At 66.1% G+C, this 24035-nt stretch carries 24 protein-coding genes; 6 read left to right on the forward strand and 18 right to left on the reverse strand.

Annotated features, from left to right (window positions below; translation table 11 throughout):
* Window positions 1-2: 2 nt before the first annotated feature.
* The 9 genes from CAL26_RS22365 to CAL26_RS22405 form a co-directional block, all read right to left on the reverse strand.
* Complete coding sequence (locus CAL26_RS22365; protein ID WP_179283442.1) at window positions 3-1049, reverse strand: TauD/TfdA family dioxygenase; 1047 nt, start codon at window positions 1047-1049, stop codon at window positions 3-5.
* A 76-nt stretch (window positions 1050-1125) separates the two neighbouring features.
* Entirely contained in the window at window positions 1126-2724 is a 1599-nt protein-coding gene (locus CAL26_RS22370) for an ABC transporter substrate-binding protein (protein WP_179283443.1), read from the reverse strand.
* 42 nt (window positions 2725-2766) lie between these two features.
* Window positions 2767-4593, reverse strand: coding sequence for a dipeptide ABC transporter ATP-binding protein (locus CAL26_RS22375; RefSeq protein ID WP_179283444.1), 1827 nt, complete (start codon window positions 4591-4593; stop codon window positions 2767-2769).
* Window positions 4590-5450, reverse strand: coding sequence for an ABC transporter permease (locus CAL26_RS22380; protein ID WP_179283445.1), 861 nt, complete (start codon window positions 5448-5450; stop codon window positions 4590-4592). Before CAL26_RS22380 ends, CAL26_RS22375 begins: the two co-directional genes overlap by 4 nt.
* Window positions 5431-6408, reverse strand: coding sequence for an ABC transporter permease (locus tag CAL26_RS22385; protein WP_094848907.1), 978 nt, complete (start codon window positions 6406-6408; stop codon window positions 5431-5433). Before CAL26_RS22385 ends, CAL26_RS22380 begins: the two co-directional genes overlap by 20 nt.
* A gap of 6 nt (window positions 6409-6414) precedes the next feature.
* Window positions 6415-6813, reverse strand: coding sequence for a RidA family protein (locus CAL26_RS22390; RefSeq protein WP_179283446.1), 399 nt, complete (start codon window positions 6811-6813; stop codon window positions 6415-6417).
* Between the two features lie 14 nt (window positions 6814-6827).
* Complete coding sequence (locus CAL26_RS22395; protein ID WP_094848909.1) at window positions 6828-7772, reverse strand: fumarylacetoacetate hydrolase family protein; 945 nt, start codon at window positions 7770-7772, stop codon at window positions 6828-6830.
* A 62-nt stretch (window positions 7773-7834) separates the two neighbouring features.
* On the reverse strand, window positions 7835-8854 hold the full coding sequence (locus CAL26_RS22400) for a PDR/VanB family oxidoreductase (protein WP_143277479.1): 1020 nt from the start codon (window positions 8852-8854) through the stop codon (window positions 7835-7837).
* A gap of 44 nt (window positions 8855-8898) precedes the next feature.
* The gene (locus CAL26_RS22405) at window positions 8899-9519 is read right to left on the reverse strand and encodes a nitroreductase family protein (RefSeq protein WP_179283447.1); all 621 of its coding nucleotides are present in this window, start codon (window positions 9517-9519) and stop codon (window positions 8899-8901) included.
* Between the two features lie 110 nt (window positions 9520-9629).
* Here CAL26_RS22405 and CAL26_RS22410 point away from each other — a divergent pair, with 110 nt between their 5' ends.
* The 4 genes from CAL26_RS22410 to CAL26_RS22425 are packed head-to-tail and all read left to right on the forward strand — an operon-like array spanning window position 9630 to window position 13352.
* Entirely contained in the window at window positions 9630-10682 is a 1053-nt protein-coding gene (locus CAL26_RS22410; protein WP_094848912.1) for an extracellular solute-binding protein, read from the forward strand.
* Between the two features lie 46 nt (window positions 10683-10728).
* Window positions 10729-11538, forward strand: a complete 810-nt coding sequence (locus tag CAL26_RS22415) for an alpha/beta fold hydrolase (protein ID WP_094848913.1) — start codon at window positions 10729-10731, stop codon at window positions 11536-11538.
* Window positions 11539-11545: 7 nt separating this feature from the next.
* Window positions 11546-12274: a GTP cyclohydrolase I gene (gene folE, locus CAL26_RS22420; RefSeq protein WP_256988672.1), complete on the forward strand. Its 729-nt coding sequence runs from the start codon at window positions 11546-11548 to the stop codon at window positions 12272-12274.
* A gap of 49 nt (window positions 12275-12323) precedes the next feature.
* The gene (locus CAL26_RS22425) at window positions 12324-13352 is read left to right on the forward strand and encodes an isopenicillin N synthase family dioxygenase (protein ID WP_094848915.1); all 1029 of its coding nucleotides are present in this window, start codon (window positions 12324-12326) and stop codon (window positions 13350-13352) included.
* A 65-nt stretch (window positions 13353-13417) separates the two neighbouring features.
* Here CAL26_RS22425 and CAL26_RS22430 read toward each other — a convergent pair whose 3' ends face one another.
* The 7 genes from CAL26_RS22430 to CAL26_RS22460 form a co-directional block, all read right to left on the reverse strand.
* Window positions 13418-14440: a tripartite tricarboxylate transporter substrate-binding protein gene (locus CAL26_RS22430; protein WP_179283448.1), complete on the reverse strand. Its 1023-nt coding sequence runs from the start codon at window positions 14438-14440 to the stop codon at window positions 13418-13420.
* A gap of 194 nt (window positions 14441-14634) precedes the next feature.
* Window positions 14635-15966 (reverse strand): metal-dependent hydrolase family protein, encoded by a 1332-nt coding sequence (locus CAL26_RS22435; RefSeq protein WP_094848917.1) that lies wholly within the window; start codon window positions 15964-15966, stop codon window positions 14635-14637.
* 10 nt (window positions 15967-15976) lie between these two features.
* Window positions 15977-17077, reverse strand: a complete 1101-nt coding sequence (locus tag CAL26_RS22440; RefSeq protein WP_179283449.1) for an amidohydrolase family protein — start codon at window positions 17075-17077, stop codon at window positions 15977-15979.
* Between the two features lie 77 nt (window positions 17078-17154).
* Window positions 17155-17985 carry an ABC transporter permease gene (locus CAL26_RS22445; RefSeq protein ID WP_094848919.1) on the reverse strand — a complete coding sequence of 277 codons (831 nt, stop codon included), beginning with the start codon at window positions 17983-17985 and terminating at the stop codon, window positions 17155-17157.
* Window positions 17969-18910, reverse strand: coding sequence for an ABC transporter permease (locus CAL26_RS22450; RefSeq protein WP_094848920.1), 942 nt, complete (start codon window positions 18908-18910; stop codon window positions 17969-17971). The genes CAL26_RS22445 and CAL26_RS22450 overlap by 17 nt, the downstream gene beginning before the upstream one ends.
* Window positions 18907-20040: an ABC transporter ATP-binding protein gene (locus CAL26_RS22455; RefSeq protein ID WP_094848921.1), complete on the reverse strand. Its 1134-nt coding sequence runs from the start codon at window positions 20038-20040 to the stop codon at window positions 18907-18909. Before CAL26_RS22455 ends, CAL26_RS22450 begins: the two co-directional genes overlap by 4 nt.
* Window positions 20041-20134: 94 nt before the next feature.
* Window positions 20135-21205 (reverse strand): alkene reductase, encoded by a 1071-nt coding sequence (locus tag CAL26_RS22460; RefSeq protein WP_094848922.1) that lies wholly within the window; start codon window positions 21203-21205, stop codon window positions 20135-20137.
* A gap of 161 nt (window positions 21206-21366) precedes the next feature.
* On the opposite strand from CAL26_RS22460, the gene CAL26_RS22465 reads away from it, so the two are divergent.
* On the forward strand, window positions 21367-21693 hold the full coding sequence (locus CAL26_RS22465; protein WP_094848923.1) for a winged helix-turn-helix transcriptional regulator: 327 nt from the start codon (window positions 21367-21369) through the stop codon (window positions 21691-21693).
* A gap of 15 nt (window positions 21694-21708) precedes the next feature.
* Here CAL26_RS22465 and CAL26_RS22470 read toward each other — a convergent pair whose 3' ends face one another.
* On the reverse strand, window positions 21709-22137 hold the full coding sequence (locus tag CAL26_RS22470) for a DoxX family protein (RefSeq protein ID WP_373454500.1): 429 nt from the start codon (window positions 22135-22137) through the stop codon (window positions 21709-21711).
* Between the two features lie 107 nt (window positions 22138-22244).
* Here CAL26_RS22470 and CAL26_RS22475 point away from each other — a divergent pair, with 107 nt between their 5' ends.
* The gene (locus CAL26_RS22475; protein ID WP_094848924.1) at window positions 22245-23168 is read left to right on the forward strand and encodes a LysR family transcriptional regulator; all 924 of its coding nucleotides are present in this window, start codon (window positions 22245-22247) and stop codon (window positions 23166-23168) included.
* A 60-nt stretch (window positions 23169-23228) separates the two neighbouring features.
* On the opposite strand, the gene CAL26_RS22480 is transcribed toward CAL26_RS22475, so the two are convergent.
* Window positions 23229-24014, reverse strand: a complete 786-nt coding sequence (locus tag CAL26_RS22480) for a substrate-binding domain-containing protein (protein ID WP_094848925.1) — start codon at window positions 24012-24014, stop codon at window positions 23229-23231.
* Window positions 24015-24035: the final 21 nt, after the last annotated feature.

A 24035-nucleotide genomic window follows, 5' to 3' on the forward strand; every position in this document is an offset into this window, starting at 1 on the left:
TATTAACGCGGCGCGGTGGCGATCCGGCCGGATCCGAAGCTGCCCTGGTACGAGGGCAGCTTCCCGGCCTGCGCCGCGATCCCGCCGCGCGCCGCCACGAAACTGCTGTCGACCGCGCGCCAGTCCGGCGCCGCCAGCCACAGCCGCAGCAGATGACGCTTGCGCTCCGGCTCCTGCCAGTCCTCGAACGCGGTGCGGGCATGCAGCACGGTGTAGTTGTTGATCAGGTAGATCTCCCCCGGGTCCAGGTAGAACTCGAAGGCCAGTTCGTAGGTCAGCCTTTCCACGCAGTTCAGCGCGTCCGTCTGCAACTGCGTCAAGGGCTGCTTGCTCTCCCTGGCCGCGGTTTCGATGTAGGACCGCACGTAGCGGCAGCTGAGCTGGCCTTCGCGCCAGCAGAACAGCGGCACGCGGTAAGGAGTGACGGCGCTCTCTCCGGGCAATTGCTCGCCACGGCGGTGGTAGGGAAAGCCTTCGTACAGGGGTTCCAGGTACTGCGGATATCTGGCGACCAGCTCGTTGTGCACGGCCAGCGCGCTGGTGGCGATCGACATGCCCCCCGCACGAGCGGTGCGCAGGCACATCAGGCCGACGATATCCGATGAGTCGGTGTGCGGCGTCAACTCCTGCTTGTTGCGATAAGCCCGCGCGTGCGTGTCCGTCGCGGTGAAATCCTTCACATGTCCCAACCGGTCGCCCAGCACGCTCTGGGATACGCCGGCGCCCAGATAGGTTCCGATCCCCCAATAAATCATCTCCAGCTCCTGCTGGCTGTACAGGCCGACATCGATACCCTTGAGGATGACGATGCCCTGTCCCGAGCGCAGCTGGTCGTATACGTCGCGCAGCAGGGATTCCGTCTTCGGCAGCGGAAAGTGTTCGCGTTCCAGCGTGTCCAAGGCGTGTCCGGCTTGCAGGGCCGCGCGCACCGCCTCGCCCAGCTCCGCCAGCTGCGCGGCATCGAGCACGACCGTCACGTCGTCCTTGGAGGCGAAATCCGAACCTTTCCATACGCCAGGTCCCGTCAGCGTTTCACGGAGAATTTCCATAAAGCCCTCTGTGGTTGTGCGGCCTAGGCGGCTTGGGCGCCGGCCACCGGTTGAATGCGTTGGTGCGCGCGGCGCCCTATTTCTGCAGCCATGCGTCGCGCCATGTCGGCAGATGGGTCTCGCCCTCCAGCCCATGCAGTGCTGCCGTGCTGGCGTCGTAAGACACCTTGTCGCGCAGATCGAGGATGGGCAGGGCGTCGGCGAGTATCCGTTGGACTGACTCGTACACCTGCGCGCGCTGCGCCTGGTCGGTCAGGTTGGCCGCCTGCCGCAGCAGCGCGTCCACCTGCGGATCGGAATACCCGGTGGGATTGCCGAAAGGCTTGCCCATCGTGGCGGACGACCACGCGCGCGCCAGGCCCAGGGCCGGATCGAAATAGCTGGTGTACGCAATCGAAAAGACGTCGAACGTGGCGTCCTGGTAGACCCGTTTCACGGCGGATACCCGTTCCAGGGGCTCCAGCGTCACCTGTACGCCCACGGCCCGCCACATGCTCTGTACCGCGATGCCCAGCGAAGCCGCCTCGGCATCGTCGGCGTTGTAGGTGTAGCGCAGGCTGAACCGATACCCGTTGGCGCCACGCGGCACGCCCGCCTCGTCCAGCATCGCATTCGCGCGCTTCGGATCGTAGGCATACATCGTCCGGTAGTCGATGGTCTTGCTGGCGAACCAGCTCCCCTGCCCGAACGGCGTCCGCGGCACCTCGCCCACCCCGCGAAACGCCGACTTCAGGATGAACTCGCGGTTCAATGCAATGTACAGCGCCTGCCGCACGCGCTTGTCGTTCAACGGCGCGTGCTTCGTGTTCAGGAACATCATGTCCTGCGATGGACCGACAGGCGAGCGCGTAAGCTTGAAATCGGGACGGTCCCGCACCAGCCCGTAGTCGGTCACCGGATAGGCGAAATAGGAAACCATGTCCACCGCGCCGGCCAGCAGCGCCTGCGAACGCGCCGCTGCCTGCGGGATGATCTTGCCGATCACCTCGTCCAGGTAGGGTTTGCCCGCTTCCCAGTAGTCCGGGTTGCGAACCAGGCGGATGTTGTCGCCCCGCGTCCACGACGCCAGCTTGAAGGCGCCGGTACCGACCGGCTCGGTGGTGGAGGCCTTGTTGGACGGAATGTCGGTGCCGGCGAAGATATGCCTGGGCAGGATGGCGCCGCCATGCGTGCAGGATAGGGAAATCAGCAGCGGGCCGAAGGGCTGCTTCAGGTGGATGACCACATTGTCGGGGGCGGGCGTGTCGATCGTGTCGATGGAATGCGCCGCCGCGCTGAACACCGCGCTGTATTTGCTGCTCGCTTCCAGCAGCGAGTATTTGACGTCGGCCGACGTGAAGGCCTGGCCATCCTGCCACTTCGCGGCGTTCAGTTCGAACGAGTAGCTGCGCCCGTCTTCGGATATGCGCCAGGACTTGGCCAGCAAAGGCTTCACGCTGCCGTCCGGCGCCAGGGTCGTCAAGCCCTGGTAAATGGCGCAGCCTATCTGGCCGACATCGAAGGCGGTGGTCAACACCGGATTCGTCATCGTCGGATCGCTGCTCATCACGAATACCGCCGTGCCGCCTTTCTGCGGCGCCTGGGCCGCCGCGGGCGCCACCCCGCAGCAGGTAATCAGCAAGGCCAGGCTGGCACAGGCGGCGGTATACGCCGCCTTGGCTTTATCGGACACCATCGTCATCATTGCTCCTGCGTGGAATCACAGGCCCGTATGCGGTCAACAGGCCAACACGGTCTGCGCGGCCGGGGCGGGCGACGCGTTCTTTGCGACGGGCCCGCCGCCCGCCCGGCCCGCCTCCGGACCGATCCGGGGCGTGGCCTGCACCAATCGTTGCGTGTACGCGTGGGCGGGTTGCGCCAATACGCGCTCCGCCGGTCCATGCTCGACGATCTCGCCGCGGTACATCACCGCCACGCGGTGCGCGAACACGCGGGCAAGCGAGATGTCGTGCGTGACGAACAGATAGGCGAGACCGCGTTCGGCCTGCAGATCCTGCAGCAGATTCAGGATCTGCCCACGTATCGATACGTCGGCGCCGGAAAGCGGTTCGTCCGCGATGATCAGGGCCGGCCGGGCCGCCAGCGCCCGCGCGATCGACAGCCTTTGCCGCTGCCCGCCGCTGAGTTCATGGGGATAGCGGGGCAGAAACTGGGCGCCCGGCACGAGGCCCACTTCCTCCAGCAATTTGATGGATGCCTGTTCCGCGCGGTCCGCCGCCGGACCGACCCGCCGCGCCGCCAGGCGCAGGGCCTGGGCCAGGGCCTGGCCTATCGTGCGGCGCGGATTGAATGCGGCCGAAGCATCCTGGAACACCGGCTGCATGTCCACCCGCGCGGTCCGCAGCGCCGTGGGGGCCAGCTGGTGCAAATCGCGTCCATTCAGCAGCACCGTGCCCCGGTCGGGCTCGAGCAGTCCCAGGGCCACCCGCGACAGCGTCGATTTGCCCGAGCCGCTTTCGCCGACCAGCGCCAGGGTTTCGCCAGGATGCACCGCGAGGCTCACCCCGGCCACGGCGCGGAAACCGCGGCCGCCGCGCATATGGAAAGTCTTGACAATGTCGCGCAGCTCCAGCACTGGCGGCGCCATGCTGTTCGATGCCCCGGCATCGCCGTCGCGCAAGGCCGCCGCAGTGGCGGAGGGCGACGTGGCCGCGTTGGCGTGGGTCGCGTGGGTGGCGCGGGTGGCGTGGGCCGAAGCAGCCCCATCCGGGCCCATCGATGCCGTGGGCATCGTCAGGAACCTGCCTCGTTCGTCGCGCAAGCCGATGGCGGCGGCCAGTAGCTGGCGCGTATAAGCTGCCTGCGGCGCGGCAAAGATGCGATCGACGGGACCGCTCTCCACGACCCGCCCTTTCAGCATCACATGGATGTGCTCGCACAGCGTCGACACCACGCCGAGATCGTGGGAGATCAACAGCAGTGCCATGCCGGTTTCGGCGCGCAGGCGCTGTATCAGCGTCAGGATTTCGCGCTGCGTGGTGACGTCCAGCGCGGTCGTCGGCTCGTCGGCGATCAGGAGCCGCGGCCGGCACGCCAGCGCGATGGCCAGCAGGACGCGCTGCCGCATGCCGCCCGATAGTTCGTGCGGATACTGTCCACGCGCATCCGCGGTCAACTGCACTTGCTCCAGCAGCTCCACGACCCGCTCCGTGGTGGAGGCGCTCCGGTCATGCAGCCGCACGGCTTCCGCGATCTGGTCGCCCGCCGTCATCAGCGGATTCAGGTAGCTGAGCGGATCCTGGAACACCATCGCGGCGACCGTGCCGCGCAGTGCGTGCAATTGCCCGGGCGCCATCGCACGGCCCGCCACGCGTATGTGGCCGGCCGCGATATCCGCGCTCCGGCGCGGCAGCAGTCCCAGCAAGGCTCGCGCGAGCGTGGACTTGCCGGAACCGGACTCGCCGACGATGCCGACCGATTGCCCATCCCCTATCGTCAGGGACACGCCGTCCACCGCGGCCTGCGCCCTGCCGCCGGCGCCATAGGTCACGCGCAGGTCGTCGATATCGATCAGCGGTGCGCCCGCCTCTGCCGGTCTCGTCACAGCGTGCTCCCTCCGCGGGGGTTGAAGGCCGCGCTGACGGAATCGCCCAGGATATTGAATATCAGCACCGTGGCGACGATCGCCGCCCCTGGGAATACCGACAGCCACCAGGCCTGGTGAAAGAAGCGCTGCCCCACGTTGAGCATGCCGCCCCAACTCGGGGTCTCCGGCGTCGTCAGGCCGAAGAACGACAGGCCGGCCTCCAACAGGATTGCCTGCCCTATGACGAGCGTGCCCAGCGCGAGCACGGGCGCCACGGCATTGGGCAGCACTTCTCGCCACAGGATCCGCAGCCTGGACTCGCCGAGGCAGATCGCTGCCTGCACATATTCCAGACCCTTGATCCGCATGACCTCGCCGCGCACCAGCCTGGCCGGTTGCGGCCAGGACAGCACCGCGATGACCAGGATGACGTGGGCAAGCCCAGGCCCTGCCATGGCCACGACGACCGCGGCCAGCACGAACTTGGGCATGACCTGGAAGACCTCGGTGACGCGCATGATCACCATGTCGAACCACCCGCCGAAATAACCGGCGAGGGCGCCCACGGCGATGCCGATCACTGTCGTCGAAAGCGCGCTGGCCAATCCCACCATCAGGGATGTCCGGGCGCCCCAGATCAGCTGATTGAAGGTGCTGCGGCCCATGTCGTCCGTGCCCATGGGATGGGTCCAGGACGGCGGCGCCAGCAGGTCCATGGAAATCTCGAAGGTGTCGCCGCCGCCCAGCAGCGACGGGCCTGCGATGGCGGCAAAGGCCAGCAGGGCCATGGCCGCCAGGCCCAGCCATGCCGCCTTGTCGTGGCGCAGCTGCATCCAGGCGCGCGAAGGCGTGGCCTTACCTGCCGTAATGTTCATGGCGGACTCTTGGATCGACATAGGCATACAGAAGATCGGTGATCAGGTTGGCCACGACCACGGTGACGGCGGCCGCGAGGAAAACGCCTTGCAGGACCGGGTAATCGCGCTGCGCGATCGCGGTCACGAAAAGCCCGCCCAGGCCGGGCCAGGCGAACACGGCTTCGACCAGGATGGTGCCGGTGATCGCGTTGCCGAAGTTGTAGCCAATCACGCTGATGATCGGCATCAACGCGTTCGGCAGGACATGGCGCCACAGCACGCGCCGGTCGCTCGCACCCTTGGCCTTGGCCGTCGTCACGAAGTCCTGGTGGATCGCCTCCAGCACGCTGGCGCGTCCGACCCGGGCGACGACCGCGCAGTAGAACAGGGTGACCGCCACGCCAGGCAATACCCAGTGGCGCATGACGTCCAGCACCAGCGACGCGCCGGTCAACGTCGTGCGCACGCTGTGCATGCCCTGCGCGGGCAGCCACTTCAGGTCGACCGCGAAGACCAGGATCAGGATCTGCCCCAGCCAGAATGCCGGCACCGAGTAACCCAGCAATCCGACCGAGGTAATCAGGGTGTCCACGCCCCGCCTGCGCGCCGCGGCCGACCACAGGCCCAGCAGCACGCCTACCAGCGACGCCAGCAGCAGGGCCGGAATCATCAGCAGCAGCGTATTGCCCGCCCTGTCGAGCACCAACGTCAGCACGGGCTGCTGATTGGCCAGCGAATAGCCGATATCGCCCCGCGCCAGGCTCCGCACATACAGGAAGAACTGCCGCGGCAGCGGTTGGTCCAGTCCCATGGACTGGCGCACCTGGGCCACGTATTCGGGTGGCGCCGGGAAATCGCCGACCAGCGCGGTGAGCGGATCGCCGGGCACGACGCGAGTCAGGAAGAAGACCAGGGTCAGCACGGCGGCGATCACCGGCAGCGCGAACGCCAGGCGCAAGGCGATGTAGCGGAGCATGGCGTGCTACAGCGCCGCGATGGCCTGGAATTCGATCAGCAGGCCCGGATCGGCCAGGTGATTGACTTCCACGATGGTGCTGGTGGGCAGCTTGGTGGTGAAGAACTCCGTGCGCGCCGAGACGATTTCCTTGAACTGCCGCACATCGGTGGTGTAGACAACGATGGACACGATGTCTTCCAGCGTGCCGCCCGCGGCTTCCAGCACGCTACGCATATTGCGTATGCATTGGCGCGTCTGTTCGGCCATGTCGCCAGGCCCCACCAGCTTGCCTTCCGCGTCGCGCGACAGTTGGCCCGACAGGAAAATCAGCGACCCGGGATTGTCCACGCGTATGTAGTGGTGGTAGACGGTCCTGCGCACGTTGGCCAGGTTGGCGGGATCGCCGCGTGTGATGGTGCTCATGGATGACTCCGGTTTCATTGAGGAGCGACGATGTGGGTGCGCAGCACCATCGCCGGTTTTTCGAAGGCGCACTCGACCACGTCGCCGGGCTTCAGGAAAAGCTCCGCCGCATTGGGTTTGCCGACGGCGACGCCGCCCGGCGCACCCGTGGAAAACATGTCGCCCGGCAGCAGCGGCATGAGCCGCGAGAAATGCGCGATGATGTCGGGCAGCTTCCATATCTGCTCGGAGGTATTGACCCGCATGCGCGTTTCCCCGTTGACGCTGCAGGTCACCCACAGGTCGTAGGGATCGCCGACTTCATCCATGGTGATGATGTAGGGTCCCAGCGGACCGAAACCCGGCGCGTTCTTGGACGTCCAGAACTTCGTGCCCGACGTCACTTCGCGCTTCTGCGTTTCGCGGCAGGTCAGGTCGTTCAGGATGGTGATGCCGGCCACATAGTCCAGCGCGTCCTCACGGCCCACATTGAAGGCGGGCTTGCCGATCACGAACACGAGCTCCGGCTCGTAGTCCAGATGCGATACCGTGGCGGGACGCGCGACCTTCGCCTCGTGGCCCACCAGGCAGCTGTTCAGCTTGATGAAACCGGTCGGCTCCGTGGGCATTTCCTTGATCAGGCCCGTACGCTGCAATTCCGACAGGTGCGTCCTGTAGTTCTTGCCGACGCACAGGAATTTCTCCGCATCCTGGATGGGCGGCAGCAGATCGATGGCGTCCATGTCGTAAAGCATGTCGGCGTAGCGGCCGGCATCGGGGCCGGCCGCCGCGCGCGACCATGCACGCACATCGTCCAGGCCCTGGTCGCCCTGGGCGAGCAATTGCTTCATCGTTTCGATCGCGGCGCCCTTCGCGCCGGCGCGCGACGCCTGCCCGACGTCCAGCATACGCGACCCGGCGAGTACGCCGACCCGGGCCTGTCCCGGATCGGTCTTCAATGCAAATGTGGCGAGCTTCATACCTGTCTACTCCTTTGAGATGAACGAGACCGCGCGGCTGGCCCTGTGGGGGCCGGCAGGCGCTATAAGTCGAGGACGAGCTTCTCCGTCTGGCAACGGGATACGCAGGGGACGACCAGCTGGTTCGATGCGCGTTCGGCGGCCGTCAGATATACGTCGCGATGCTCCGGCGTCCCGGAAACGACGTCGAGCACGCAGGCACCGCAGGCGCCGGATTCGCAGCCGCTTTCCAGTACCAGCCCCGATGCGCGCAACGCCGCGAGCATGGTCTGGCCCGCCGATACCGGCACGCGTCGGCCGCTGCGGCCCAGTTCGACGACGAAGGGCGTGTCGGCCGCTGCGACCTCGCCGGCGAAGAATTCGAAATGGAAGCGGTCCGTCGCGCTCTGTGCCTCGGCGTGCGCCCGCACGAAGTTCATCATGGGCGTCGGCCCGCAGCAGTACACGGCGGTGTCGGGGGCAGCGCGATCGAGCTCCGCCCGCAGGTCATAGAAGCCACCCGCGGCGCTGTCGCAATGGATATGCACGTCGTGGAAGCGCGCACAGGCTTCGAGCTCCGGTCCGAAGGCGATGTCTTCCGGCGCACGGCACATATGCACCAGCCGCGCGGACTGCCCGTGCGTGCGCAGGACGTCCAGCATGGCCAGGATGGGCGTCAGCCCGATACCGCCCGACAGGAAGAGATAGCCCGGCTGGCCGAGCGCCAGCGGGAAGTTGTTGCGGGGCGTCGAGATCCGCAAGCGGGCGCCTTCCTGGGCGTTGTGCCCTATCCACGCGCTGCCGCCCCGGCCGCCGGCCATGATCTTGACCCCCAGCCGATAGCGGCGGGCGTCGTGCAGGGGACCGCACAGGGAATAGTGGCGCGCCACGCCGGGGCCACACTCCACCGCCACGTGTGCGCCGGCGGCATAGGGCGGCAGCGCTTGGCCATCCGGTGCGCCCAGTTCGATCAGCAGCACGTCGCCGGGCTCGCGCCGCACGCCACGGACGACGACGTCGAGCCAGCCGCCCTCGTCTTGCGCCCGCTGCCCTGCCTCCGCGGCCGCCAGCGGTTTCGTCCGCGGGTCCGTGCGCGTATCCATCCCCGGGGCCGCCTGGGAGTCCATCGGAGGGTCTGTCGGCTTGTTCATGACGCCTCGCACCAGGTCGTGAACGCCGCGGGATTCATCGGTGGGCGCGGGCGGGCCGGCCGCTCCGGGTTGCGATAGCCCACATTGATGACGCCCATCAACCGGGCGTCCGACCCTTCCAGGCCGAGCAGCGCGCGCACTTCCGGCGACTCCGCCAACTCGCCCGTGGTCAGCAGCGTGTCCACCCCCGACGCGGCGAGCGACAGCATCAAGGTCTGCACCGCGGCAGCCACCGCGTAACGCTCTTCGGCCTCGCTGACCTTCGGGTTTCCCATCGCCGGCATGCACACCGCCACGATCATGACGGGCGCGTCATAGGCACGCTGGATCGCCTTCGCCACGTCACGGTTGACTCTAGCCGCGGCGGCCTCGTAGGCGGCCGCCAGCCGTGCGCGTCCCTCGCCGGCGAACACATGGAAGCGCCACGGTTCGGTGCGATGGTGATTGGGCGCCTGGATGGCATCCGCGATGGCCGCCTCGACCAGGCGCCTGGGCACCGGCTTCTGCTCGTAGGCATAGATGGACCGGCGCGCGGCGACAACGGCATGGAAGCCTGCCGCCAGGGCGTCATCGCCGGCGGCCATGGGCGCGACACGCGGGGAGAGATCTGTGTTCATGGATGGACAACCGGGAATGTTGCGGGGGCGTGAATTAAAGTATATCTTACTGGCATGCCAATGATACATGCCTTTGCAGCACATTTGTCAACGACTCAAGGGGTATCGATATGAAATCGCATCGTTTGATCGCGGCCGCCGCGATCGCCATCGTCATTGCGGCAACCGGCGCGGGCACCGCGCGCGCCGAAGAAGTCGTCCTGGCCACCTGGGGCGGGACCTGGGGCAAGGCCATCGCCGAACAGGCGATCGCGCCCTTCGAAAAGGCAACGGGGATCAAGGTCCGCGTGGTATCAGGCGTGTCCCTGGTCAATATCCAGATGATCGCGGCGCAGCGCGCCAGCCCGAAGATAGACCTGGTGATGGCGACGTCACAGGATGCGATCACCGCCTACGACGATGGCTTGCTCGCGCCCCTGGATCCGGCACGGGTCGGCGCGCTCGCCAGCATGCCGGCGTTCGGCGCGCCGCGCGACGCCCAAGGCAAGGTCATGTTCGCCGGCATTTGGGTATACCCCTATGGCATCGTCTACCGCACCGACAAGGTCCAACAACCTATCACCTGTTGGAAGGACCTGTGGCGGCCGGACCTGGCGAACAAGGTAGGCGTTTCATCGCCTCGCTATATGAACGGCCTGTTCCTGTTGATGAGCAACCGCATGGCCGGCGGCAACGAGCAGGACGTGACGCCCGGCCTGGACCTGATCAAGAAGATGGGCCGCAACCTGTTGGCGGTGTCCGACGATTCCGCCAGCCAACAGCGGTTGCTGGCGCAGGGCGAGGTCTGGGCGGTCCCGATGGTGTCGAGCGCCGCGTACAAACTGATTGACGAAGGCGTCAAGGCAAGTTTCGTCATTCCCTGCGAAGGCGCGCCTGCCGGCATGGACGTGATCGCATTGGTGAAGAACGCGCCGCACCCGCAGGCCGCCACCCGGTTCATGGATTTCTTCCTGGGCGCGGACGTCATCGCCAACGTCACCCGGGAGTTGAAGATCACACCGGTCAACCGCGACGCCAAGCTGACCCCGGAGCATGCCAGGTATACGGTGTCGGACGAAGCCTTCGGAAAATTGGTCCGCTTCGACGAGCGCGCCGTCATCGCGAACCGCGCCGCGTGGCAAGACCTGTGGGACCGGCAGATCGCCCCCATGACGCTGCGTTGAGCCGCCGCATCCAGCCATCCCGTCAACCACCCTTTTGGAATCGGATATGCCTTTCATCACGGCCAACGGTATACGTACCTTCTTCCGCAGCGTCGGGGAAGGACCTCCCCTGCTCCTGATCGCAGGCAACGGCATGGACCATAAGGCCTTCGACGAGCAGTTGCCGTTATTCGCCCGCGATTTCCGGTGCATCGTCTACGACATGCGCGGTGTCGGGCAGAGCGATATCCCGGACGACGGATACACGATCAAGGAAATGGCGAAGGATGCCCTCGCGCTGCTGGACGCGCTGGACATTCCCGCCTGCCACGTCGGCGGCTATTCTCTGGGCGGCGCGATCGCGCTGGAATGCGCCCTGGCGGCCCCGCGCCGCATCAGGACGCTGTCGCTGTACGCGAGCTACGATCGTCCGGACCCCTACTTGCGGTTGCGCTACGACCTGCTGATCAAGGTGCTGGAAGACGCCACGCCCGAGATCTGGGCGCTCTTCAGCGCCTACTCCGCCTTTGGCGAAGCCTACGTCAACGCCAACGAGGCGAGCGTACGGCAGGAAATCGCGCGGCGCGTGGCGCGTGGGGCGCAGGACGATGCGCGCGCCACGCGCGGGCTGATGGGGCACTACCAGGCGATCCTGTCGCATGACGTGGCCGACCGGCTCGGCGAAATCAAGGTGCCGACCTGGATCGCCGCCGGCTCGGACGACCACGTCATGCCGCCGCACTATGCAAGGCGCATGCATGCGGCGATCGCGGGTTCGCGCCTGGAGATTTTTCCCGATCGGCCGCATCGCCTACTGAATTTCCACGCCGAGCCTTTCACGGCGCGGGCCCACGACTTTCTGCTGGAACACAGGTAGCGCCGTGCTGACACGATACTCACCCGTTCGATTCGCCACGCAGGCAGGCACCGACCCGAGCCTGACGGTGGCGGACCGCATCCGCCGGCGCCTGCGCGACGCCGGCGTCCGCTACCATGCCAATGACAACATCGCGCCATACATCGAACCTGGCGAGCTGGCCGCGCTGCAGGATGAAGTGGCCGGCAAGCTCCAGGAAGTACTGGAATCGCTGGTCATAGACACGGTCGGCGACCACAACACTCTGGATACCGCGGCGCGCGTGGCGCGCATGTTCATTCAGGAAACCTTCCAGGGCCGCTATCTGCCGCGTCCCGATATCACACAGTTTCCCAATGCTGAACGCCTGGACCAGTTGATGGTCGTCGGCCCGATCCGCATCCGCAGCGCGTGCTCGCACCACATGTGTCCCATCCTGGGCCATGTCTGGATAGGCGTACTGCCCAACCCCGACTCGCGCCTGATCGGCCTTTCCAAATATGCACGGTTGTGCGACTGGATCCTGGGGCGTCCACAGATCCAGGAAGAAGCGATATCGATGCTCGCCGACGAGCTGGAAGCCCAGGTCCGTCCGGACGGGCTCGGGATACTGATGGAAGCCGACCACCTGTGCATGCAGTGGCGCGGCGTCAAGCAACATGAAACGATGATGCGCAGCAGCCTCATGCGAGGCCGGTTGCTGGAAGACAGCGACCTGCGCAGGCAGTTCATCGATCTGGCGCGACACGGCCGATAACGCGGCGCGCCATGGCCAGGCACCCACCAACGCAAGCAAGGACAAGAGGATGAGCACGATGAATACGACACCACCCGTGGAGACGCAAGGCACACGCATTCCGCTGCTGGATCTGACCCGCCTGCGGCACCCCGACATCGACGTCCGCCGGAAGCTCGGCCGCGAACTGGCGGAGCTCTGTCGAACCGTCGGTTTCTTCTACATCGTCAATCATGGCGTGGACGTGGCGAAGATCGACGGCATGTTCTACCAGGCGAAGCGCTTCTTCGCCCTGCCCGAACATGAGAAAGTCGCCCTGTCCATGACGAGCAACCCGCACTGGCGCGGCTATCTGCCCATGAGAATGCTCGGCAACGACGCCGAGATGAAGGGCAATATGCTGGAGAGCTTCCATGTCTGGCAGGAGCATGCCGATGACGACCCGGGACTGCTGGCGAACAAGCCACTGCACGCGCGAAATATCTGGCCGGCGGCGCTGCCCGGCTTGCGGCCGGCGGCGCTTGCCTATGTCGCCGAGGTCACCGAGCTGGCAAAACAGATGATGCGGCTGGCCGCGCTAGGCCTGGACCTGCCTGAAGACACGTTCGTGCGCTATTTCACGAATCCGATCTCGCTGCTGCGCCTGATCCACTATCCGCCGCAGCAGCCGGCCGACCCGGCCGACATCTATGGCACCCGGCCGCATACCGACAATGGCGCATTTACCCTGTTGGCGCAGGACCAGACCGGCGGACTGGAGATCATGGGCCCGGACGGCGACTGGCTTCCCGTCCCGCCCGTCGCGGGCAGCTTCGTGATCAACCTGGGCGAGATGATGAAGGTCTGGACCAACGGCCTGTTCCGCGCCACGCCGCACCGGGTGATCAACAAGTTCGGCAAGGACCGCTATTCCAGCCCGTTCTTCCTTAACCCGGATTACGACCATGTGGTCGCGCCGGTGATGCACGGCGAAGCGGGCGCGGTGGAGCCCGTGTTCCACACCACCGTGGGCCGAGACGAGGCCGCGACGTGCGGAGAAATCCTGACGCGGCTGTACCGCCGCATATGGCCGTCGGCGCTGGAGGGACAGGTCAAGTAGGCCCAGGCCGGCGCCCCGAAGGGGGCGCTGGACCGGGCCGATCGAAAGAGCCAGGGCAGGCCTCCCTACTGCTGGCGTGCACGCAGATTCTGTTCGTCGGCGATCGCACGATATCGCGCAGTTTCCTGCTTGAGTTTCGTGGCGAAGGCCTCGGGACTGCTGGCGACCACGTCCAACCCCATCTCGGCCAGCTTGGCCTGGGCCTCCGGCCGGCGCAGGGTCGCCGCGATGCCCTTGTTCAAAGCCGCGATGACGGCGGGGGGCGTATTCGCGGGAGCAAGAAATCCGTACCACGCGGACTCTTCCAGATCGCCCAACCCCGATTCAGCCACCGTGGGCACCGCGGGCGTCATCGGCGTGCGGGCCTTGGTGATGGTCGCGAGCAGCTTGATCCGCTTGTCCTGCATCTGCTGCAAGGCCGAAGGCAGGTTCATCATGCCCAGTTGCACCTGGTCGCCCATGACGCCCAGCATGATCTCGGCCTGCCCCCTGAACGGCACTTCCAGGAACTCGACCTTGGCCCGCTGAGCCAGCTGCACCAGGACAAACTGGCTCTGGCTGCCCAGGCCGCTGGTCCCGAAGCTGATCTTCTGGCCGGATTTGCGTGCCTGGTCGAATAATTCGCCCAGGGAAACCGCCGGCAGGCTCGCCGGTGCGATAAACGCGTACGGGGTCGTGCCGACCAGGATAACCGGCGACAGGTCCTTCAAGGTATCGAAGGGCAGGTCATCCCTGACCGCGGGCGTCGTAGTCAGGCCGTTGGCCTGCAGCAATAGGGTGTAGCCGTCCGGCTGGGCGCGCACCACGGTATTGGTGCCGATGATGCCCGCGGCGCCGGAACGATTCTCCACGAAGACGGCCTTGTAGTCCGACACCTCGGGCAATGTCGCGGCCACCAGTCGTGCCAGCGAATCGATGGTGGAACCCGCCGAGAATGGCACGACGATGCGCAATGGCTTTTCCGCAAGCGCGGATGCCCCGGGAAGCGCCAGCAGCGCGGCGGCGGCCAGCAAGCGGAATGCGTCCCGCCGCGTACAGGACCCGGCGGACAAGGGAACAATGGGGGGATGCGACACAGGCTTCGACATGACAGGCTCCAGTTGCTGGAACATCGATAAGCGGCGTGCCGGAACGTCGCGGCCCCGCTGGATGGAAACCCCGCGGCCATCGCGGCCGCGGGGATGACGAATGGGATGACGAACGGGAATAGCGGACTGCGATGGCGAACGACGATGGCCATGGCGATGGCAAAAGGCGAACGATCGCCGTGGCCGCCAGGCTGTCAGGCAGCGCGCCGCAATATCGCCGTCGATACCGAGAATCCGCGCTCATGCGCCATGCGCCGGCGCTCGGGCGACGGCGACGCGGGGCGCTCGACCTGCTCGCCGCCCTTGTAGACCGCGCGGATGCGCTTGGGGTCCGCGAGGATGCCGATATTGATCAGGGGATCGCCGTCGACGACCAGGAAGTCGGCCCACCGTCCCGGCGCCAGCGTGCCGACCCGGTCTTCCCAACCCAGCGCTCTGGCATTGTTGGCGGTGGCGGCGACGATGGCGTCCATCGGCCGCATGCCCAGCAACTCGACCATCAACTCCAGTTCCCGGCTGTGCCATTCCCCGTACGGGGTGACCGCGAAGCCCGACTCGGATCCCATCATCATCGGGATGCCCGCCTCGATGCACCGGGTGTGGATCCTGACCAGGGCATCCAGTTCGCGGCGCTTGTGCTCGATGTAGTTCGGATCCACGCCCACCTCGCTGCCGTGCTGCACGATGTTGGCGGCGAAGGTCATGGTGGGACAGATGGGAATGCCAAGATCGCGCACCATGCCGACGTCTTCCGCCTTCATGTAGGAGGCATGGATAAGCCAGTCCACGCCCGCACGCGCCGCCATGGCCACGGTGCCGGCATAGCGCGCGTGGATGGTGACCTTGCGGCCCAGTTGGTGGGACATCTGCACGATGGCCGTCATTTCGTCGGCGGTGAAGCACGGGCCGGCGTCCAGATTGGATTCCTGCGCCTGGCTGTCGCCGCTGATCTTCACCACGTCGACGCGGTTCTTGACCTGCCGCCGCACCTCTTGCAGCATGTCGTCCCGGTTGTGGCACAGGACGCCTTCCGCCGAGACCGGCATGCCCAGCCAGCTGGGAAAATAGTCGGCGAAACCCCCATCCGCGCTGATATGCCGGCCGCCGGCCGCGACCCGGGGCCCCGGGTACATGCCGTTCAGGATGGCGTCGCGACAGGTCACCGCCACGTTCCAGGTGGAGCCCGGATCGCAGATGGTCGTCACGCCGCTTTGCAGGACCTTGCCGGCATTCCAGACGGCGCGCACGGCGGCCCACTCGGCGCCGCCGTAGACGTCGATTTCCTCGGCCGCCCTACCCTCGCCATAGGAGATATGGCAGTGGGTGTCGATCAACCCCGGCATGATGGTGGCGCCGCGCGTATCCACGGCTTCGTCCGCGGGTGCTTCGGCGGCGGCGGGCCGCGCCTTGCCCTGCCACACCGCGACCACCCGGCCGTCGGCGACGCGCATGTTGCCGTTCTCGATGGCCAGGCCACCGGTGCCATCGATCAGCGTGGCACCAAGGAAGTCGAGGATCTTCGCCATGGCTTTCCCTTCAAAGCTCGATGTTGTAGAGCTTCATCGCATTGCCGGCGACCACCTTGAAGCGGTCTTCCGGCGACATGTCGCCGAGCACGCGCTCGACGTTCTGCGTCGTGTTCGGATAAGGGCACGGCGGGTGCGGGAAATCCGAACCCCACATGATGCGGTCCACGCCGATCTCGGTGCGCAGCTTGGCAGCCAGCGGATCGTTGATGACGCCGGCGTAGATGTTTTCCTCGATATAGCGACCGGCGGGCTTCTTCTTCAGGTTATCGAAACCGGGGAAGGTCTCGATACGATTGACGCGGTACTTCAGGATGGGCAGCCAGGACGCGTCGTACTCCGACAGGAACACCTTCAGCCGCGGGAAACGGTCGAAGATCCCGCCGAAGATGAATTCATTCGCCAGCACGGGCGCGGCTTCCTGGAATAAGTCGAGGAAGCTGGCAGGCACGTTTTCGCGCTCCTTGTCACCGTGGTAGGTGAACGGGTCGCGCACCTTGCCCGTGACGATATGCAGGGTGACGGGCAGCCCGGCTTCCTCGGCGGCGGCCCAGAAGCGGTCGTACTTGCGATCGCGGTAGGGAGCCGCGTCATCCACGGGGCTGGTGCCTATCATCACGCCGCGCGCGCCGCGCTTGATGACTCGGTCCAGTTCCTTGATCGCCCAGTCCACGTCGACGATGGGGATCATCGCGATGGCGAGCAGGCGCTTCAGGTCCTGCGAACAATATTCCTGGATCCAATCGTTGTAGACCTCGGCGCAGGCATTGCGCGCCGCGTTGTCCGGCATGCGGGGAATCCACAGTCCCCAGGTCGGGTTGAGGACCTCCGCGGCGATGTGGTCGGAATCCATCAGTTGGAGCCGGTACACCGGATCGGATCCGGCCTTGGACAGATCCTCCAGCCGGCGGTCCTTGCTATCGGCGGCGACCAGTTCGTCCATCCGCGCGGCCTCGCCGGGACGCCCGAGGTAAAAGAACGATCCCTCATGGCCTTCGAAGTTCTTGACGCCGTGGGGCACCTTGTCGCCGAAGCGCTTGCCCAATGCATTGATCCAGAGATCCTGCGGTTCGAAGACGTGGGAGTCGGCCGAGATGATGAGTTGGTCCATGGTCTGGTATGCCCTGTTCAGTGGTGGTACGCGAGTGGAACACCACGAATTATATGCCTTATTGGTATGCCAATCAACTATGCCTTTGTTCCGATGAATCTTTCCATCCCGATGGTCCGCTCGACCAGCCATACACCACCGATCGCCATCAGGATGAGCAGCGTCGACACCGCGGATACGGTCGGGTCCAGGTTGAATTCCATGTATTGGTAGATCGCGATCGGCAGCGTGCCGGTGCCCGGCGCGATCAGGAATATCGTCATGGCGAAATCGTCGAACGACATGACGAAGGCGAACAGCGCGCCGGCGAACAGGCCCGGCCGTATCAGCGGCAGGGTCACATGGCGGAAGGCGTCCCAAGGACGCGCGCGCAGGCTGGCCGCCGCATCGTCCATCTGCCTGTCGTAACGGCGCAGCGCCGCCAGGACGGAACGGAAGCTGTAGGGAAACGTGATGATCACGTGCCCGAGCGCGATGGCCGCGTAGCCCGGCCCCAGGCCGACGCGGTTGATGAAAGCGAGCAGCGCCAGTCCCGTCACGACCAGCGGCAGCAGGATGGGCGACATCAGGAGCGGTTCCAGCACGGGCGACAGGCGCAACCGGTATTTCCACATCCCGTAGGCAGCCAGCGTTCCGGTCAGCACGGATACAGGCGTGACGATGGCCGCGATGCCCAGGCTGGCGAGAAAGCTGGACGTGAACTCGTCCCGGGCGAAGATGTTGGCGTACCAGCGCAGCGAAAGCTCGGTGGGCGGGATGGTGGTGTACGCGTGCGCGCCGAATGAAGAAACCACCACCAGCAGGATAGGCGCGAGCAGCAACAGCAGCGCGCTCGCGCGCAGGGCCCAGACCACGGAAAAGCCGGCCGGCCGCCTGAGCCGGCGGAAGCCGTCAAGATGTCCGCGCATGTTGTCTCCTTGTCAGCCGGCCGGCGACATACAGGCAGGCCATCGTGAACAGCAGGGCCAGCGCGCTCAAGGCCGCCGCGACGGGCATGCCGCCACCGTACATCGCGCGATCGTAGATGGCGTTGGCGATCATGCGGACGGCGCCGCCACCCAGCAACAGGGGCGTGGCGAACGCGGTACCCGCCAGTACGAACGCCAGCGTCCCGGCCGCCGCGATGCCGGGCATCAGCAGCGGCAGCGTCACACGGAAGAACGTCGAGACTTCGTCGGCGCCCAGGTTCTGCGCGGCTTCCTCCAGCGTGCGGTCATGGCGGCGAAAGCCCGCGGCCAAGGTGAAGATGACGAACGGCAGCACGAAGTAAACCAGGCCTGTCGCCACGCTGGCTTCATTGCGGATCAGCGGCAGGAAGTCGTTTTCCGGCAGGATGCCCAGGCCGTGCAGCAGGCGGTTGATCAGGCCGGTATTCCCCAGCACCAGGGTGAGCGCATAGAGTCGTACGACCAGGCTGGTCATGAAGGGGATCGCCACGAGCATGATCAGCGCCGTGCGCAATCGCGCGCTGGGGCTGCGTACGATCCAGTACGCGACCGGCAGCCCCAGGGCCAGGCTGCCCAGCGTGGCGATGGCAGACAGGCGGAAAGTGGTCCAGATCGCGGCCAGGTAGAGAGGATTCGACAACGCTTGCGCGTAGACCCGCAACGTCGGCCCACCGCTCAGCTCGCCGCCCATGGTCCCCTGGGCATACAGGCTGAAGGCCAGCAGCGCGGCGATCGCGGCGACGAATATGGCGAATATCGCCAGCGCTGGCAGCACCAGCAGCCATCCGCGCCAAGCCCAGGGCCTCGCGGCCTTGCCCGCTCCCGCTGGCGTACGGGTGGCGCGTGGCGCCGTGCGGGCCGCGGCGGTGTGTCCCGGCGGCGTCATGGACGCACCACCTGGACGGCATGACAGGGCCACTGCAGGACGACACGCTCTCCCAACGGGAATTCTTCGACGTCCGCACCGACGGGCTGCCGCGCCATCAGCTCGCAGGCGCCCACGTCCACGCGAAGCTCCAGATGCGAGCCCATATAACAGCGGTGGACGATCCGACCGGTCACATGGGACACGGGTTCGCCATCGCCAGGTAGCGCGGCCGCGCGCAACACGCATATGCTTTCAGGCCGGATAAGCAGCAGGGCAGCCCGTTCGATTTCCGCCGCGCCGGCCCGGACCGGAATCGCCTGCCCCCAACAGGTCTTGAACACGGGCAGGCCATCGCGTACGCCGACATATTCGGCGGGCACGATGTTCGCGGCGCCGACGAAACCGGCCACGAACTGGTCGACGGGGTGCAGATAGATCTCTCCCGGCGTGCCGATCTGTCGTATCCCGCCTTCCGCCATGACGATGACGCGGTCGGACATGGCCAGCGCTTCGTCCTGGCTGTGCGTCACCGACACCGCGGTCACGCACAGCTTCTTCAGCAACGCGGTCAGTTCCACCCGCATCTCGGCGCGCAGGCGGGCGTCCAGGTTGGACATGGGCTCGTCCAGCAGGAGCAGCGATGGCCGCATCGCCAGCGCCCGTGCGATGGCAACGCGCTGCTGCTGTCCGCCCGACAGTTCGTGCGGATAACGAGCGGCGTACTGGCTCAGCCGCACATGGGACAGTGACTCCTGGATACGCGCTTCGATCTCGCCGGCGGACACGCGCGTCATGCGCGGCCCGAACGCCAGGTTTTCCGCGACGGTCATGTGAGGGAACAGCGCGTAGTTCTGGAATACCAGCCCCACGTCGCGCCGATATGGCGGAACGTCCTTCATCGACTCGCCCTGCAGGCGGATCTCGCCCCGGCTGGCCGGCACGAAGCCCGCGATGGTCCGCAGCAGCGACGTCTTGCCGCTACCGCTGGGTCCCAGCAGGGTGATGAACTCGCCTCGATGGACGGTGAAAGTCGCGTCCGAAACGATGGTGGCGTGTCCGTAGCGGATATCCACGTCTCGAACGCTGAGCACTTCGTCGCGCGCAGGCGCGGCGGCAGCCGGCCCTGTCGCTAGGACAGCCGTTGTCATGGTCACTACCCCTTGGGATTTGGCATCCGGTATTGGTATGCCTTTTATATATCCCAGTTGGCGTGGCCATGTCAACGGTACAGTGTTGCGCCGCTCAAGCGGCCTGCGTCTCCAGCACCGGATAATCCGTGTACCCCACCGGGCTGCAGTGATCCAGGTCGTAGATCGTCGCGTTGTCCAGCGCATTCAAAGGCGCGTTGCGGCGCAGCCTTTCGACCAGGTCGGGGTTGGCGATGTAGGCCTTGCCGAACGACACCGCATCAGCCACGCCGCGCGCGACGACGTCGGCCGCCGATGCCGCGTCGAACCCGTCGTTGGCGATGCACACGCCGCCGAACTCGCGCTTCAGCATCGAGAACAAGGCGCCCTCGCCCTGCGTTTCACGAATGAACAGGAAGCCCAGCTTGCGCTCGCCCATGGCGCGCGCCACATGGCCGAAGGTGGCCGCCGGGTCGCTGTCGCGCATCGAATACGACGGCGAACGCGGCGCCAGATGCAGGCCCACGCGATTCGGCGCCCACACTTCGAGCACCGCATCGATGACTTCGATCATCAGGCGCGCACGGTTTTCGACGCTGCCGCCATAGGCGTCCGTGCGGTGGTTCGTGCCGTCCTGCAGGAACTGGTCCAGCAGATAGCCATTGGCCCCATGGATCGTGATGCCATCGAAACCGGCCGCCTTGGCATTGCGCGCGCCTTGCCGGAACGCGTCGATGATGCCGGGGATTTCATCCAGCGCGAGCGCGCGCGGCACCGGGTAGGGTTGCTTGGGCCGCAACAGGCTGACGTGCCCTTCGGGCGCGATGGCGCTGGGCGCCACCGGCTGGCGGCCTTGCAACAGCAAGGGATGCGAAATCCGCCCGACGTGCCACAGCTGCGCGGCGATCCGGCCGCCCGCGCCGTGCACCGCGTCGGTCACCCGCCGCCAGCCCGCGGTCTGGGCCTGGCTCCAGATGCCGGGTACGTGCTGGTAGCCGACGCCGTCATCCCGGACGGGCGTGCCCTCGGTGATGATCAGGCCGGCGGACGCGCGCTGCACGTAGTGCTCGGCCATCAGGTCGTTCGCCACGTTGTCGGGCGCGCGCAGGCGCGTCAGCGGCGCCATCACGATACGGTTGGGCAGGTGCAGGTCGCCTATGGAAAGGGGGTCGAAAAGCGTCGTCATGGTGCCATCCCGGATGTGTGCGGCCCCAGTCCTGGCCGGGCGCCGCTGGAGCAGGCGGCCCGGGTATCCGGACCAATGCCCCTCGTTGTTTAATAATGAAACCATGGCGATCATACGCAGCATGGTTTAAAATTGCAACCCTAAGATCTCGAGAGGCCGAAATGCAACGCAAGCGCCTGGGCGAAGACCCCTGCCCCATCGCCCGATCGCTGGACGTGATCGGCGATTGGTGGAGCCTGCTGATCGTGCGTGAAGCCATGCAGGGCACCTGCCGCTTCAGCGATTTCCAGCAGCATCTGGGGTTGGCGAAGAACATACTGAGCATGCGCCTGCGCAAACTGGTCGAACAGGGCGTGCTGGAGACGCGGCCATCCGCCGAACGCGGCGACCACAAGGAATATCACCTGACCGCGAAAGGCCGCGGACTCGATCCCGTGCTGCGGGCCTTGTACGCCTGGGGCAAGGAACACCTGTTCGCCGAGGCGTGAAGGCCCGCCCCGGCGTCAGCGCGCGCGCCTGTCCAGGCTGTAGGCGCCGGCGCCGTTCAGCACCAGCTGCAGCAGGCCGCCGGCGATGGCCAGGTTCTTCAGGAAGTTGACCTGCTGGTTGGCATCGCCCCAGGCGCTGTGGAACGCCAGCGCGGTGACGACCGTGAACACGGCCATCACGGCGGCGACCAGCCGGGTGCGGTAGCCGACGATCAACAGAACGCCGCCGCCCAGTTCCACCAACAGGGCCACGGCATACGCGATCGTCGGCAGCGGCAGGCCCGCGGCCGTGATGTACGCGATGGTGCCGGCGGGGGCGGCCAGCTTGCCGATACCGGCGATCAGGAACAGCGCGGCCAACAGCACACGGCTGATCAGCGCGCCTGGGCCGCCGCTGCGGGCGTAAGGGATGGCGGGTTCGTTGTAGGCAGTCTGAGTGGTCACGAGGTTCTCCCCAGGAGAAAAGATGAAGATGGCGCAGCATAGGGTGTTGCCTCCCATCTTCGGAAGCCCATATATTTCGATCCTATCCATCCAAAATATCGATACCTATGCTCGAAGCGATCTCGCTGGACCAATTGCGCATCTTCGTCGCGGCCGCGGAAGCCGGGAGTTTTTCCGCGGCGGGGCGGCAACTGCGCCGCGCGCAGTCGGTGGTCAGCCACACGCTGGCGAACCTGGAGACGCAGACCGGCGTCAGGCTGTTCGATCGCGGCGGCCGTTATCCGGTGCTGACGGAAGCGGGACACGCGCTGCTGCGGGAAGCGCGCGCCGTCCTGAACGGGATGAACGCATTCAAGGCCAAGGCCAAATCGATGGCGGAGGGCCTGGAGCCGGAGCTGACGGTGGTGATCGACGTCATGTATCCCATGCAGGCACTGACCAAGGCCGTGGGCAAATTCCACGAAGCCTTTCCGCACACGCCATTGCGCCTGTACGTCGAGGCGCTGGGCGGATTGGTCAAACCGGTGCTGGACGGCACCTGCGCCCTGGGGGCGGTCGGCTCGCTGCCGACCATCCCCGATAGCCTGGCGACCGAGGCGCTGCTGGACGTTCCCATGGTGAAGGTGGTGGCGCCCACGCATCCGCTGGCGTCGTTCGATGGCGAACTGACGCGCCAGGAACTGGCGCGTCACGTGCAGCTGGTGCTGACCGATCGCACCGACCTGACGGCCGGCAATCACTACGGGGTGTTCTCGCCGTCGACCTGGCGGCTGGCCGATATGGGCGCCAAGCACGCTTTCCTGTGCGCCGGCTTCGGCTGGGGCCATATGCCGCTGGCCATGGTGCAGGGCCAGCTGCGCAGCGGGGAACTGGTGGCGCTGACCCGCGTCAGCCCCGAATGCCACGTGCCGCCCATCACCGTCTACGCGGTGTATTGCCACGACAGGCCGCCCGGGCCGGCAGGCCGCTGGTTCGTGGAGCAGCTCAAGGACGGCAGCCGCGCCTGCCCGACGACGCTGGAAAGCGCCTAGCCGGGGCCCCGGCAGGCGGGGGCCGTCACTCCGTCGGCCCCGCCTCTCGGTCCTGACGCTTTACTTCTTCTTGACCGGATCCAGGCCGGTCTGCTTCACCACCGGCTGGGCCTTGGCGGACGCCAGGAATTTCAGCAGCTCGGCGGCTTCCTTCTGGTGGGTGGAGCTGACCGGCACGCCGCCGGCGAAGCGGGTAATGGACTGCACCGACGCCGGCACTTTGCCGACGAAGGTCACGCCCGGCACGGGCAACAGTTCGGCGACCTGCTGGAAGCCGACCTCATACGTGCCGTCCGCCACCTTCGACGCCACCGGGATCTTGGGCACCATGGTGGCCTTGGACTTGACCTGATCCTCGATGCCCAGCTTCTTGAACATTTCCTTTTCGATGTACACGCCGCTGGCGCTATCGGAATAGGCGATGGACTTGGCGTTCAGCAGGGTCTTCTTCAAGCCGGCGATGGTGGAAATGTCGGGCTTGGGCTGCCCTTGCTTCACCACCATGCCGATGGGCGAATCAGCCAGCTCGACGCGCGAGGACTTGTTCACCTCGCCCTGCTTGATGAGATCGTCCAGCGCGTAGCCGACCATGATCACGACGTCGGCCGGCTCCTTGCGCGCCAGGCGGTTGGGGATCGCTTCCGGCGACTTGCCCATGGACGGGCCGTGTTCGGTGACCAGCGTATTGCCGGTGGCCTTGGTGAATTCCGGGCCCAGCTTGTCGTAGGCGGCGGAAAAGCCGCCCGAGATCAGGACGTGCAGCTCGGCGGCCTGGACGGGCGCATAGGCCGCGGACGCGGCCAGCAGGGAACCCGCCAGGGCCAGGGTGCGTAGGGAAGTTTTCATAGTCTCCTCGGTAGCCGAGAG

Source organism: Bordetella genomosp. 9 (genome assembly GCF_002261425.1).
GTDB lineage: Bacteria > Pseudomonadota > Gammaproteobacteria > Burkholderiales > Burkholderiaceae_B > Bordetella_C.

Excerpts from the sequence above, each read along its gene's own strand:
- CAL26_RS22395 (WP_094848909.1), bottom strand. The coding sequence starts at position 7,772 with ATGAAGCTCGCCACATTTGCATTGAAGACCGATCCGGGACAGGCCCGG.
- CAL26_RS22465 (WP_094848923.1), top strand. The coding sequence starts at position 21,367 with ATGCAACGCAAGCGCCTGGGCGAAGACCCCTGCCCCATCGCCCGATCG.
- CAL26_RS22455 (WP_094848921.1), bottom strand. The coding sequence starts at position 20,040 with ATGACAACGGCTGTCCTAGCGACAGGGCCGGCTGCCGCCGCGCCTGCG.
- CAL26_RS22435 (WP_094848917.1), bottom strand. The coding sequence starts at position 15,966 with ATGGCGAAGATCCTCGACTTCCTTGGTGCCACGCTGATCGATGGCACC.
- CAL26_RS22415 (WP_094848913.1), top strand. The coding sequence starts at position 10,729 with ATGCCTTTCATCACGGCCAACGGTATACGTACCTTCTTCCGCAGCGTC.
- CAL26_RS22365 (WP_179283442.1), bottom strand. The coding sequence starts at position 1,049 with ATGGAAATTCTCCGTGAAACGCTGACGGGACCTGGCGTATGGAAAGGT.
- CAL26_RS22460 (WP_094848922.1), bottom strand. The coding sequence starts at position 21,205 with ATGACGACGCTTTTCGACCCCCTTTCCATAGGCGACCTGCACCTGCCC.
- CAL26_RS22405 (WP_179283447.1), bottom strand. The coding sequence starts at position 9,519 with ATGAACACAGATCTCTCCCCGCGTGTCGCGCCCATGGCCGCCGGCGAT.
- CAL26_RS22385 (WP_094848907.1), bottom strand. The coding sequence starts at position 6,408 with ATGCTCCGCTACATCGCCTTGCGCCTGGCGTTCGCGCTGCCGGTGATC.
- CAL26_RS22440 (WP_179283449.1), bottom strand. The coding sequence starts at position 17,077 with ATGGACCAACTCATCATCTCGGCCGACTCCCACGTCTTCGAACCGCAG.
- CAL26_RS22480 (WP_094848925.1), bottom strand. The coding sequence starts at position 24,014 with ATGAAAACTTCCCTACGCACCCTGGCCCTGGCGGGTTCCCTGCTGGCC.
- CAL26_RS22410 (WP_094848912.1), top strand. The coding sequence starts at position 9,630 with ATGAAATCGCATCGTTTGATCGCGGCCGCCGCGATCGCCATCGTCATT.
- CAL26_RS22475 (WP_094848924.1), top strand. The coding sequence starts at position 22,245 with ATGCTCGAAGCGATCTCGCTGGACCAATTGCGCATCTTCGTCGCGGCC.
- CAL26_RS22445 (WP_094848919.1), bottom strand. The coding sequence starts at position 17,985 with ATGCGCGGACATCTTGACGGCTTCCGCCGGCTCAGGCGGCCGGCCGGC.
- CAL26_RS22450 (WP_094848920.1), bottom strand. The coding sequence starts at position 18,910 with ATGACGCCGCCGGGACACACCGCCGCGGCCCGCACGGCGCCACGCGCC.
- CAL26_RS22430 (WP_179283448.1), bottom strand. The coding sequence starts at position 14,440 with ATGTCGAAGCCTGTGTCGCATCCCCCCATTGTTCCCTTGTCCGCCGGG.
- CAL26_RS22390 (WP_179283446.1), bottom strand. The coding sequence starts at position 6,813 with ATGAGCACCATCACACGCGGCGATCCCGCCAACCTGGCCAACGTGCGC.
- CAL26_RS22425 (WP_094848915.1), top strand. The coding sequence starts at position 12,324 with ATGAGCACGATGAATACGACACCACCCGTGGAGACGCAAGGCACACGC.
- CAL26_RS22370 (WP_179283443.1), bottom strand. The coding sequence starts at position 2,724 with ATGGTGTCCGATAAAGCCAAGGCGGCGTATACCGCCGCCTGTGCCAGC.
- CAL26_RS22400 (WP_143277479.1), bottom strand. The coding sequence starts at position 8,854 with ATGGATACGCGCACGGACCCGCGGACGAAACCGCTGGCGGCCGCGGAG.
- CAL26_RS22380 (WP_179283445.1), bottom strand. The coding sequence starts at position 5,450 with ATGAACATTACGGCAGGTAAGGCCACGCCTTCGCGCGCCTGGATGCAG.